Origin of the sequence: Microcella flavibacter (genome assembly GCF_012530535.1) — a bacterium.
Lineage (GTDB): Bacteria > Actinomycetota > Actinomycetes > Actinomycetales > Microbacteriaceae > Microcella > Microcella flavibacter.
The window spans coordinates 1,896,474-1,908,535 of record NZ_CP051299.1; the positions used below are offsets into that span (position 1 = coordinate 1,896,474).

The window sequence follows — 12,062 nt, forward strand, 5'->3', positions numbered from 1 at the left end:
GGCAACCTGAACGCCCGGCGTGAGCCCGGCGACGGCGACGCCCGCGACTGCCTAGGGTCGGGGCGTCGCAAGGAGGACGCATGCCCACCATCGGGTTCCACGCATCGCACGAGCAGGTCGAGCCGCGAGCGCTGCTCGAAGCCGTCGCGCTCGCCCAGGAGATCGGCTTCACCGAGGCGATGGGCAGCGACCACTTCGCGCCGTGGAGCGAGGAGCAGGGCGAGTCGGCCTTCTCGTTCGCCTGGATGGGCGCGGCCCTCGAACGGGCGCGCGGGATGCGCATCGGCCAGGTGCACGCCCCCGGCCAGCGCATCCACCCCGCCATCAGCGCCCAGGCGATCGCGACGCTCGAGGCGATGAATCCCGGCCGGTACTGGGTGGCGCTCGGCAGCGGCGAGAACCTCAACGAGCGCATCACCGGCGAGCCGTGGCCGGCGAAGCCCGTGCGCAACGCGCGGCTGCGCGAGTGCGTCCACGTCATCCGCGCGCTGCTCGCCGGCGAGGAGGTCGACCACCACGGCCTCGTGCGCGTCGACCGCGCCCGCCTCTGGACCCGCCCCGCGACGCCGCCGCCGCTCTACGCGACCGCGGTGAGCCCCGAGACCGCGGCCTGGGCGGCCGAGTGGGCCGACGGCCTCGTCACCGTCAACCAGCCCGGCGACGCGCTGCGCCGGGTCTCCGACGCCTACCGCGACGCCGGCGGGCGCGGGCCCGTCCACGTGCAGGTGCACGTCGCCTGGGCCGAGACGGAGGAGCGCGCCCTGCAGGAGGCCTTCGAGCAGTGGCGCACCAACGTGTTCCCCCCTCCCCTGTGCTGGGATCTCGACTCGCCGCGCGCCTTCGCGCTCGCCGCGGCGCACGTGCGGCCCGACGACGTGCGCGACTCGGTCGTCGTGAGCGACAGCCCCGCCGCGATCGTCGACGCCATCGGCGGGATGCTCGACCAGGGCTTCGACGGCGCCTACGTGCACCACGTGCCGGTCGAGCAGCGCGCGTTCCTGGAGCGGGTCGCGCCGAGCATCCTCGCCGCCTTCTCGGATTCGGCGCGGGTGCCCGCATGAGGCCGACCGACACCGGCGACCTGTGGTGGAAGACGGCCGTCGTCTACTGCCTCGACGTCGAGACCTTCATGGACGCCAACGACGACGGCATCGGCGACATGGCCGGCCTCGCCCAGCGCATCGACTACCTCGCCGAGCTCGGCGTCACCTGCCTCTGGCTCATGCCCTTCTACCCGACCCCCGGCCGCGACGACGGCTACGACATCGTGGACTTCTACGGCGTCGACTCACGGCTCGGCCACCACGGCGACCTCGTCGAGGTCATCCGCACGGCGAAGGACCGCGGCATCCGCGTCATCGCCGACCTCGTGGTCAACCACACCTCCGACCAGCACCCCTGGTTCAAGGCCGCGCGCTCGAGCCGCACCTCGCCGTACCGCGACTTCTACATCTGGCGCGACGAGATCCCGAAGAACGCCCCCGTCTCGGTGTTCCCCGGCGAGGAGGACGGCGTCTGGCAGCTCGACGAGAAGACCGGGCAGTACTACCTGCACAACTTCTACCACCACCAGCCCGACCTCAACCTCGCGAACCCGCGGGTGCGCGACGAGATCGCGAAGGTCATCGGCTTCTGGATGCAGCTCGGCCTCAGCGGCTTCCGCGTCGACGCCGTGCCGTTCCTCGAGCAGGACGAGCCGGCGGTCGACGCGCACGAGCTGCTGCGCTCGCTGCGCAAGTACCTCTCGCGCCGCTCGGGCGACTCGGTGCTGCTCGGCGAGGTCAACCTGCCGTACGAGCAGCAGCTGGCCTTCTTCGGCGGCGAGGCGGCCGACGAGCTGACGATGCAGTTCGACTTCATCGGCATGCAGAACCTCTACCTCTCGCTCGCCCGGCAGGACGCCGGGCCGCTGACCCGCGCCCTCGAGCAGCGGCCGGTGCTCGCCGAGGAGTCGCAGTGGCGAACTTCGTGCGCAACCACGACGAGCTCACCCTCGACAAGCTCAGCGAGGCCGAGCGGCAGGAGGTCTTCGAGGCCTTCGCCCCCGAGGAGGGCATGCGCGTCTACGACCGCGGCATCACCCGCCGTCTGCCCCCGATGCTCGGCGGCGACCCGCGCCACGTGCGCATGGTCTACAGCCTGCTGTTCTCGCTGCCCGGCACCCCGGTGCTCTACTACGGCGAGGAGATCGGGATGGGCGAGAACCTCGCGCAGTCCGGCCGTCTCGCCGTGCGCACCCCCATGCAGTGGAACGCCACGGCCAACGGCGGCTTCTCGCGCGCCCGCCCGCGCCGCCTCGCCGCCCCCGTGACGGGCGACGGCTACAGCCCCGAGCACGTCAACGCCGCGGCCCAGCGCGAGGATCCGGAGTCGCTGCTGCGCTTCATGGAGCTGCTCATCCGGCGCTACCGCGCCTCGGCCGAGATCGGCTGGGGCGCCCTGACGATCATCGAGCAGCCGAACGCCGCGGTGCTCGTGCACGCCGTGCAGGGCTCCTCGGGCTGCATGATCGCGGTGCACAGCTTCTCGGCCGCTCCGCAGACCGTCGAGTTCGCCCTGCCCGATGGCGTGGCGGGGGATGCCCGGCTCACCGACCTGCTGCGCTCGGGTGACGTCGCCCCCGACGACCGAGGTCGCGTCGCGCTCACGCTCGAGGCCTACGACCACCGCTGGCTGCGGGTGCACGACGACGAGGACCACCGACTGTCGTAGCGGCACGTCGACTCAGCCCGCGACGGCCTCCGGCTCGGGCGCCCGCACCCGCTGGCCGACGACGGCGCTCACGCCGTCCTTCCGCATGCTCACGCCGTAGAGCGCGTCGGCGATCTCCATCGTGCGCTTCTGGTGCGTGATGATGATGAGCTGGCTCGTCTCGCGCAGGTCGCGGAAGATCGTCAGCAGCCGGCCGAGGTTCGCGTCGTCGAGCGCCGCCTCCACCTCGTCCATGATGTAGAACGGGCTCGGCCGGGCCTTGAAGATGGCGATGAGCAGCGCCACGGCCGCGAGCGAGCGCTCGCCGCCCGAGAGCAGGCTCAGCCGCTCGATCTTCTTGCCGGCGGGCTTCACCGTCACCTCGATGCCCGTGGTGAGCATGTTCTCGGGGTCGGTGAGCAGCAGCTGACCCGTCCCGCCGGGGAACAGCACCGGGAACACGCGGTCGAAGGCGTCCTTCGTGTCGGCGAAGGCCGCGGCGAAGATGTGCTGCATCGTCTCGTCGAGCTCATCGATGATCGTCAGCAGGTCGCGGCGGGTGTCGGCGAGGTCGGTCAGCTGCTCGCTGAGGAATTTGTGGCGCTGCTCGAGCGCGGCGAACTCCTCGAGCGCGAGCGGGTTCACGCGGCCGAGCTGGCTGAGCTTGCGCTCGGCCTTCGCCAGCCGGGCCTGCTGCTCGGCGCGCACGAAGGGCTTGCCGGCCACGACGGGCTCGGCCGCGGGCATCCCCTCGCCCTCTGAGCCGCCCTCGGCATCTCGCGCCGCCTGCGGGGCCGACTGCGCGACGAGCTCGGCGACCCGCGCCGACTCCTCATCGCTCGTGACGTCGGGCAGCGGTGCGTCGGGGTCGGGGTCGACGCGGGATGCTGCTTCCGCGGCCACGGCGTCGGCCACGGCCCGCGCGGCGGCGGTCAGCGCGTCGTCGTCGGGAACGGGCGACTCGGGGCCGTACTCGGCGACCAGGACGTCCTCGTCGAGGCCGAGCTCGCCGGCCGCGCGCTCGAGCAGCTGCGAGAGGTGCAGCTTCTTCTCGTAGATCTGCAGCTCGAGGCCGTGCACGTTCTCGGTGATGGCGTGCAGGCGCTCGCGCAGCTGCGCCTCGCTGCGGCGCAGCTCGACGAGCTCCTCGTTCTGGGTGGCGCGCTCGGACTCGGCGCGGTGCAGCTCGACCCGGGCCTCGGCGACGGAGCGGTCGACGGCGTTCAGCACGGCGGGCAGCGACTCGGCGACGGTGCGGGCGCGCTCGACCTGGCGCTGGCGCAGCACGGCGCGGCGGGCGGCCTCCTCGGCGGCGGAGCGCTCGGCCTCGCGGCGGCGCTCGAGCTGCAGGGCGCCCTCGCGGGCGGCGCGCACCCGCTCGCGCGCGGTCTCGAGGGCGATGCGGTGCTCGGTCTCGGCGGCGCGCACGGCGTCGAGCTCGACGACGAGGCCGTCGCGGGCGCTCGCGTCGAGCATGGGACGCGGGCGGGCGGCGAAGTCGTCGTGGGCGGCCACGGCGCGCTCGACGCCGCCCTCCGCCTCGCGCACGACGTCGGCGGCGCGCTCCCCCGCTCCGGCGAGGCGCTCGGCCTCGGCCTCGGCGGCCTCGGCCTGCGCGCGGGCGCGGCTCAGCTGCTCGCTGCGGGCGGCCCGCTGGGCGTCGTGGTCGCGCACGGCGGCGAGCGCCGCGGTCGCGAGCGCCTTCGCCTCGGCGAGCTCGGCGCGCGAGGCGTCGAGCGCGAAGCGGGCCCGCTCGATGCCCGTGGCGACGTCGGCGAGGCGCTCGGCGGCGGCGTCGCGCTCGGCGGTCAGCTCGAGCCGGCTGCGGCCGGCGCCCGAGCCGCCGCGCAGCACGGTGCGGGTGAGCACCTCGCCCTCGCGGGTGACGACCGTCACGGTGCCGGCCTCGTCCCCGAGGCCCTCGATCGCCGGCCAGGCGGCGCGGGCGGCGGCGAGGTCGTCCGCGATGAGCGTGCGGGTGAGCAGGGCGAGCACGCCCGCGGGGGCGGTGACGACGCTCGCCGCCGCGGTGAGGCCGGGCACGGCGGGCGCGGCGGCAGCGGTCGTCGCGCCGCCCAGCTCGGCGAGCACCACCTCGACGCGACCGGCCTCGGCCGCGCGGGCCCGGTCGAGCGCGGCGAACCCGGCGTCGGCGTCGTCCACGAGCACGGCCTCGGCGAGGCTCCCGAGGGCGGCGGCGACGGCCGCCTCGAAGCCCGGGGTGACCTGCACGTGGTCGGAGACGAGTCCGCGCACGCCGCTCGAGCCGAGCAGGCCGAGGGCGCCGTCGCCCGAGTCGACGGCCTGCGAGAGCGCGCTGACGCGGGCGGCGAGGGCGTCGCGCTCGCGCTCGAGGCCGTGCAGGGCATCCCGCTCGCCGTCGAGGCGGCCCTGGATGGCGGCGACCCGCTCGTCGGCCGCGCGCAGGGCCTCGTCGAGCTCGGCGTCGGCGCCCTCGGCCTGCTCGAGCGCGGGCAGGGCGGCGAGCTCGGCGCGCGTCGACTCCTGGCGGGCGAGCGCGGCCTCGAGCGCGTTCTGCTGGCGCAGCTGCTCGCCGCGGGCGGCGGCGAGCGTCGAGCGGGCGACCTCCACACGACTGGCGAGGCCGGCGAGCTCGAGGTCGTGCTGCGAGACGAGGGCCGACTGCGCCGCGATCTCCTCGTCGAGCGAGTCGAGGGAGGCCCGCGCGGTCGCGGTGCGGGCCGCGGCCTCGCCGACGGCGCGCTCGGCCTCGGCGACCCCGGCGGTGAGCCGCTCGGCCCCGGCGCGCGCCTCGTCGACCATCGCCTGCGTCACCGTCGACTGCATGCCGGGCAGCTCCGACTGCTGGCTCAGCAGGGTGAGCTTCTGCTGCGTGAGGGTGCTCAGCGAGCGCAGGCGGTCCTGCACCTTCTCGAGCGCGAAGGCCGTGCCGCGCGCGCGGTCGACGGCGTCGCCGACCATCTGCGCCTCGATGCGCTGCACCCGCAGCCGCGCCTGGTCGAGCTGGCTCTGCACGACGAGGCGCTCGCTCGTGCGCTCGCTCTCGGTGCGGTGGTGGTCGGCGAGGGCGGTGCGCAGGGCGACGACCTCGTCGGCCAGCAGGCGGGAACGGGCATCCCGCACGATCGCGGCGATCGTCTGCGCCTCGCGCGCGATCTCGGCCTGGCGCCCCAGCGGGGTCAGCTGCCGCCGGATCTCGCCGGCGAGGTCGCTCAGCCGCGTCAGGTTCGACTGCATGGCCTCGAGCTTGCGCACCGTCTTCTCCTTGCGACGACGGTGCTTCAGGATGCCCGCCGCCTCCTCGATGAAGCCGCGGCGCTCCTCAGGGCTCGCGTGCAGCACCGAGTCGAGCCGGCCCTGCCCGACGATGACGTGCATCTCGCGCCCGAGGCCGGAGTCGCTCAGCAGCTCCTGCACGTCGAGCAGCCGGCACGAGGAGCCGTTGATCGCGTACTCGCTGCCGCCGTTGCGGAACAGCGTGCGCGAGATCGTCACCTCGCTGTACTCGATCGGCAGGGCGCCGTCGCTGTTGTCGATCGTCAGCTGCACCTCGGCGCGGCCGAGCGGGCCGCGCGTCGCCGTGCCCGCGAAGATGACGTCGCTCATCGTGCCGCCGCGCAGGGTCTTGACGCCCTGCTCGCCCATCACCCAGGCGAGCGCGTCGACGACGTTCGACTTGCCCGAGCCGTTGGGCCCGACGACGCAGGTGACCCCGGTCTCGAACTGGAACGTGGTCGGCTGCGCGAACGACTTGAAGCCCTTGAGCGTCAGGCTCTTCAGGTGCACGCGGCGGCTCCTCGCGAGAACGTCGGACGGATGGGCGATCGGAGGGATCGAGGCCTACCGTACCGGCTCGCGCGCCAGTATCCTGGCGGGCTGGCCGCGGGTGCGGCGGGCGTGCACGCAGACGATCAGGAGGGCTCGGCATGGGCGGGATCACGATCACCGAGGTCGTCATCCCGGCGCGCCTCGACGCCGACGACGCGGCCGAGTTCCTCGCCTGCGTCGAGGTGCGCAACGCGGCGAACCGGCACGACTCGGGCGGCACCGACCTCGACTACAGCGCCGAGGAGCTGCTGCCCGGCTGGCAGAAGACCACCTTCGAGCCGAAGCGGATGCTCGCCGCGCGTCTCGACGGGCGCCTCGTGGGCCGCGGCGTCTACGAGACGCGCACCGACGAGGCCGCCGACACCGTCTGGCTCTTCATGGAGGTGCTGCCGGAGGCGCGCGGGCTCGGCGTCGGCGCGGCCCTCGGCCGCCGCATGGAGGAGATGGCGCGCGCCGAGGGCAAGACCCGCGCGATCGCCTACGCCCCCTCGTGGAAGCAGGGCGGCATCCGCATCCCCTCCCCCACCGGCTTCGGCTCGGTGCCCGCCGGCACCCCCGAGGTACGCCTGCTGCAGAGCTTCGGCTACACGCTCGAGCAGGTCGAGCGCGGCAGCCGCCTGCCGCTGCCGCTCGAGCCCGGCCGCCTCGAGGCCGTGCGCGCCGCCCGGCTGCGCGCGCCCGAGGACGAGTACCGCGTGCGCACCTGGATCGACGCGACCCCCGAGGAGTGGCGCGAGGACATCGCGCACCTGCTGACCCGCATGAGCACCGACGCCCCCACCGCGGGCCTCGAGGAGCCCGAGGACGTCTGGACGGTCGAGCGCCTCGTCGAGGACGAGCGCTTCGAGCAGGACAGCCCCCGCACCTCGCTCACGGCCGCGGTGGAGCACGTCGCCTCCGGCCGGCTCGTCGGCTTCACCGAGATGACGGCCCCCGCCGAGCGCGACCGCCCGGCCTCGCAGGAGGACACCCTCGTGCTGCGCGAGCACCGCGGGCACCGCTTGGGGCTGCTGCTGAAGGCCGAGAACCTGCTGTTCCTCGAGCGGGTGCGGCCGGGGCATCCCTCGGTCATCACCTACAACGCGGAGGAGAACCGGCACATGCTCGACGTCAACGAGGCCCTCGGCTTCGTGCCCTTCGTCTACGAGGGGGCGTGGCGCAAGACCCTCTAGCGGGGTGGATGCGCGGCGCGGGCCTGCTGCCGGTCGCCGCTGGGGCGCTCACCTGCTCGCGCCTCGGGCTGCTCGCGCCTCGGTTCGCGCGTTCGGGCGTTCGTTCGTTCGGGCGTTCGTTCGTTCGGATGCGGGAGTGTGGAACGCGGCGCGTCGCGAGTGGCTCGCCTGGTTCCCGAGCGGCGCGTCCGAACGAGCGTGCGCGGGATCGGCGCGAGCGTGTCCGTGCTGCGCGGTCGTCCAACGCGATGTCGGCGTGTCGAGGCCGACGCGCGCGCGCCGCCGGCAGATGCCGCGCAGGGTGGACATCCTCCCGAGCGGGAAGGGTGCAGAGGGCGGCTGCGGCGCCCGCGGGGTGGATGCGCGGCTCAGGCCGCGCGCAGGCGCTGGCAGCCCGGGCAGAAGTGCGAGCCGCGGTTCATGAACTGCTCGCGCACGATGAGCCGGCCGCAGCGCTCGCAGGGCATGCCGTGCTGGCCGTAGGCGCGCAGCGAGTGGCTGAAGTAGCCGGAGGCGCCGTTGACGTTGACGTACTGGGCGTCGAAGCTCGTGCCGCCCTCGTCGAGCGCGCGGCGCAGCACCGTGCGCACCTCGCCGAGCAGCTCGCGCGCCTTGCGCGTCGAGAGCGAGCTCGTCGGCTGGTCGTAGTGCAGGCGCGCGGCCCACAGCGACTCGTCGGCGTAGATGTTGCCGATGCCGCTCACGAGGGTCTGGTCGAGCAGCGCGCGCTTGATGCCGGTGCGCCGCGCGCGCAGGGCGCTGAGGAAGCGCGCCTCGTCGAAGGCCGGATCGAGCGGGTCGCGGGCGATGTGCGCCACCTGGCCGGGCACGAGGGGCAGGGGGCTTCCGTGGCCGCCGGCAGCGGCATCCGGCGTCGTCTGCAACGGGTCGATGGCCATGGAGCCGAAGATGCGCTGGTCGACGAAGTCGACGCGCAGGGCGCCGTGCTCGGGGTGGTGCACGTCGAAGAGCAGGCGGGTGAGCGGGGCGACCTCGGCGTCGCGGGCGCGCAGCAGCACCTGACCGCTCATGCCGAGGTGCACGACGAGGGCCTCGACGGGGTCGCCGAAGCCTCCCTCGCCGAGCGCGAGCGGCATCCAGAGGAACTTGCCCCGCCGCACCGCCGCAGCGACGTGCGCGCCGGCGAGCCGCTCGACGAAGTCCTCGGCCGGCCCGTCGTGCCGCTTCAGCGAGCGCGCGTCGAGCACGGTCACGCGCTCGATGCGCGCGCCGGTGACGGCGGGCGCGAGTCCGTGGCGGACGACCTCGACCTCGGGCAGCTCGGGCATGGCGGCGGGATGCCCTGCTCAGGCGGGGCGCGTGCTCGAGCGCCGGGCGCTCAGCACCGTCCAGGCCTCGAGCGCGGCCGCCATCTCGGCCTGCTTCTTGCTCGTGCCCTCGCCCGAGGCGATCGACTCCCCGCCGAGCACGACGGTGGCGGTGAAGCGCTTCGAGTGGTCCGGGCCGGTGTCGCTCAGCTCGTAGACCGGGATGCCGTGGCCGCGGCGCGCGGCGAGCTCCTGCAACGAGGTCTTCGGATCCATCGCCGCGCCGAATCGGTCGGGGTCGGCGAGCAGCGGGGCCACGAGGTGCAGCACGAGCGTCGTGGCGGTCTCGCCCCCGAGATCGAGGTAGGCGGCGCCGATGATCGCCTCGACCGTGTCGGCGAGGATCGACGACTTGTCGCGCCCGCCCGTCAGCTCCTCGCCCTTGCCGAGCTTGAGGTGGTCGCCGAGGCCGATGCCGCGGGCGACCTCCGCGAGCGCGACCGAGGAGACGAGGGAGGCGCGTCGCTTCGCGAGGTCGCCCTCATCGAGGTTCGGGTACGAGGTGTAGAGCATGACCGTGACGGCCTGGCCGAGGATCGAGTCGCCGAGGAACTCGAGCCGCTCGTTGTTGGCGACGCCGCCGTGCTCGTACGCCCACGACCGGTGGGTGAGCGCGAGCTCGAGCAGCGCGGGGTCGATGGAGACGCCGAGGGCGCCCGTGAGCGCGGTGCGATCGGGCTCGGGGCCGGATGCCGCTCTCACGGGCGTCGTGCGCTGCGTCGACAGGGTGCGGTCGACTTAGACGTCGGCGACCTTGCGGCCCTTGTACTCGAGGAACAGCGGGGTGCCCGCCGAGTCCTCGACGACCTTGGCGCGGTGCGGGAGGCTGTAGACGACCTTGCCGTTCTCGATGGTCTTGACGAGCGTGGGGACCTCGGCCTTCCACTGCGAACGACGCGCGTGGGTGTTGGCTCGGGACTTCTTCCGCTTCGGAACAGCCATGATCTTCTTCTCTCTCTCACACGGGCGCGCGTGCGCGCCGACGTTGTCTCAGTCTGCGGTCTCGGGGGTGGTGCTGGTCTGGTCGGTGCTGCCGTCATCGGTGCCGCTCTCGCTCGCGGCGAAGCCCTGCAGGGCCGCCCACCGCGGGTCGATCACCTCGCGCGGCTCGCGCGCCGGCTGGTCGGCCAGGCGCTCACCGGTCTCGGGGTCGAGCCCCGGGCAGTCGGGGCGGCACACCGGCTGGAACGGCAGGGCCAGCACGACGGCGTCTCTGACCACGGGTTCACAATCCACGTGGTCGTCGTGAACCGTGTAGTCGAAGGCGTCGTCAGGAGAATACGCGAAAAGCTCCTGGAATTCGACCTCGAGGGGCAGGGCGAGGGGGTCGAGGCAGCGCACGCACTCGCCGCGCGCCGTCGCGCCGATGGTGCCGCTCACGAGGATGCCCTCGTGCAGGCCCTCGAGCCGCAGGTCGAGCGTCAGGGGCGCGCCGGCGGGCACGACGACCGCGGCGGCGCCGAGCTGCTCGGGCAGATCGAACGCCAGGGCGACCTCGCGCATCTCTCCCGGACGGTGCACGAGATCGCGCACGCGGACGAGGTAGGGGCTTCTGGCGGCAGGCATAACGCTCCATCCTACGCCCTGGCGAGCCGGGCATCCATCACGCGGTGGATGCCCGGCGCGCGCCGGCGTCGGCTCAGCCCGCGGCGACCGCCGTGAAGGCCTCGTCGTAGGCGACGAGCGCCCGCTCGACCTCGGCCGGCGTGACGATGCACGGCGGCACGACGTGGATGCGGTTGTCGGCGGCGAAGGGCAGCACGTGCCGGGCCATGAGCTCGGCCTTGAGCCGGCCGATGACGTCGGCGCCGACGGGGGTGCGGCTCTCGCGGTCGGTGACGAGGTCGAGCGCCCAGAAGACGCCCATGCCGCGCACCTCGCCGATCATGGGGTGCTTCTCGGCGAGGGCGCGCAGGCCCGGTCCGAGATGCTGCTCGCCGATCATCCTCGCGTTCTCGACGATGCCCTCCTCGGTCATCGCGTCGAGCGCGGCGACGATCGAGGCCATCGCGAGCGGGTGGCCCGAGTAGGTGAGCCCGCCGGGGAAGACGCGCTCATCGAAGGCCGCGGCGATGGACGGGCTGATGACGACGCCGCCCGCGGGCACGTAGCCGGAGTTGACGCCCTTGGCGAAGGCGATGAGGTCGGGGGTGGCGCGGGAGGGGTTGATGTCGGCGCCCTGCCAGGCGAACCACTCCCCCGTGCGGCCGAAGCCGGCCATGACCTCGTCGGCGATCCAGACGATGCCGTACCGGTCGCACAGCTCGCGCACGCCCTCGAGGTAGCCGACGGGCGGCGTCAGCACGCCCGCGGTGCCGGGCACCGACTCGAGCAGGATGGCGGCGATCGTGTCGGCGCCCTCGGCCTGGATGGTGCGCTCGAGGCTCTTCAGGGCGCGCGCGCACTCCTGCTCGGGCGTCTCGCTGTGGAACTCGCTGCGGTAGAGGAACGGGCCGAAGACGTGCACGTGCCCGAAGGCGTACTCGTTGGGGATGCGGCGCCAGTCGCCGGTGGAGGCGATCGCCGCACCCGTGTTGCCGTGGTAGCTGCGGTAGGTCGAGATGACCTTGTGGCGGTGGGTGGTCAGACGCGCCATGCGGATGGCGTTCTCGATCGCGTCGGCGCCGCCGTTCGTGAAGAAGACCTTCGCGAAGCCGGGGCCGGCCTTCTCGACGATGCGCTTCGCGGCCTCGCCGCGGGCGAGGCTGGCGTGCGAGGGCGCGACCGTCGCGAGCTCGGCGGCCTGGTGCTGGATGGCCGCGACGACCTTCGGGTGCGAGTGGCCGATGTTCGTGTTGACGAGCTGGCTCGAGAAGTCGAGGAAGCGCTCGCCGTCGTAGTTCCAGACCTCGCAGCCCGACGCGCCGGCGACGACGAAGGGCTTCAGGGCGCCCTGGGCGCTCCAGGAGTGGAAGACGAACTCGCGATCGAGATCGTAGGCGCGGGCGCCGTCGGCGGGGTCGAGCGCCGGGGCGGGGGCGGTGTCGACGGGGTGCGACCGGTTCAGCGTGTCGGTCATCGGTATCGGTTCCTCGTGTCGGGGCGCGGGCGCCGCTGGCGT

8 protein-coding genes and 1 pseudogene are annotated in these 12,062 nt (G+C 73.7%); 3 read left to right on the forward strand and 6 right to left on the reverse strand.

Annotated elements, in window-relative coordinates; all coding sequences use genetic code 11:
- The first annotated feature begins 80 nt into the window (after positions 1-80).
- Positions 81-1,061 carry a TIGR03885 family FMN-dependent LLM class oxidoreductase gene (locus HGB54_RS09080; protein WP_168916137.1) on the forward strand — a complete coding sequence of 327 codons (981 nt, stop codon included), beginning with the start codon at positions 81-83 and terminating at the stop codon, positions 1,059-1,061.
- A pseudogene (locus tag HGB54_RS09085) lies at positions 1,058-2,712 on the forward strand (alpha-amylase family protein). The gene HGB54_RS09080 and the pseudogene HGB54_RS09085 overlap by 4 nt, the downstream one beginning before the upstream one ends.
- Before the next feature lie 12 nt (positions 2,713-2,724).
- On the opposite strand, the gene HGB54_RS09090 reads toward HGB54_RS09085, so the two are convergent.
- On the reverse strand, positions 2,725-6,459 hold the full coding sequence (locus HGB54_RS09090) for a chromosome segregation SMC family protein (protein ID WP_168916138.1): 3,735 nt from the start codon (positions 6,457-6,459) through the stop codon (positions 2,725-2,727).
- A 140-nt stretch (positions 6,460-6,599) separates the two neighbouring features.
- Here HGB54_RS09090 and HGB54_RS09095 point away from each other — a divergent pair, with 140 nt between their 5' ends.
- Entirely contained in the window at positions 6,600-7,673 is a 1,074-nt protein-coding gene (locus tag HGB54_RS09095) for a GNAT family N-acetyltransferase (protein ID WP_168916139.1), read from the forward strand.
- 368 nt (positions 7,674-8,041) lie between these two features.
- Here HGB54_RS09095 and mutM read toward each other — a convergent pair whose 3' ends face one another.
- The 5 genes from mutM to HGB54_RS09120 all read right to left on the reverse strand — a co-directional run bounded on the left by mutM (position 8,042) and on the right by HGB54_RS09120 (position 12,020).
- The gene (mutM, locus tag HGB54_RS09100; protein ID WP_168916140.1) at positions 8,042-8,962 is read right to left on the reverse strand and encodes a bifunctional DNA-formamidopyrimidine glycosylase/DNA-(apurinic or apyrimidinic site) lyase; all 921 of its coding nucleotides are present in this window, start codon (positions 8,960-8,962) and stop codon (positions 8,042-8,044) included.
- A gap of 18 nt (positions 8,963-8,980) precedes the next feature.
- Complete coding sequence (gene rnc / locus HGB54_RS09105) at positions 8,981-9,703, reverse strand: ribonuclease III (RefSeq protein WP_168916141.1); 723 nt, start codon at positions 9,701-9,703, stop codon at positions 8,981-8,983.
- A 36-nt stretch (positions 9,704-9,739) separates the two neighbouring features.
- Positions 9,740-9,943, reverse strand: a complete 204-nt coding sequence (gene rpmF, locus HGB54_RS09110; protein ID WP_168916142.1) for a 50S ribosomal protein L32 — start codon at positions 9,941-9,943, stop codon at positions 9,740-9,742.
- A gap of 48 nt (positions 9,944-9,991) precedes the next feature.
- A complete protein-coding gene (locus HGB54_RS09115) occupies positions 9,992-10,567 on the reverse strand; it encodes a YceD family protein (RefSeq protein ID WP_168916143.1) in 576 nt (191 codons plus the stop codon).
- Positions 10,568-10,640: 73 nt separating this feature from the next.
- Positions 10,641-12,020 carry an aspartate aminotransferase family protein gene (locus HGB54_RS09120; RefSeq protein ID WP_168916144.1) on the reverse strand — a complete coding sequence of 460 codons (1,380 nt, stop codon included), beginning with the start codon at positions 12,018-12,020 and terminating at the stop codon, positions 10,641-10,643.
- Positions 12,021-12,062 lie beyond the last annotated feature (42 nt).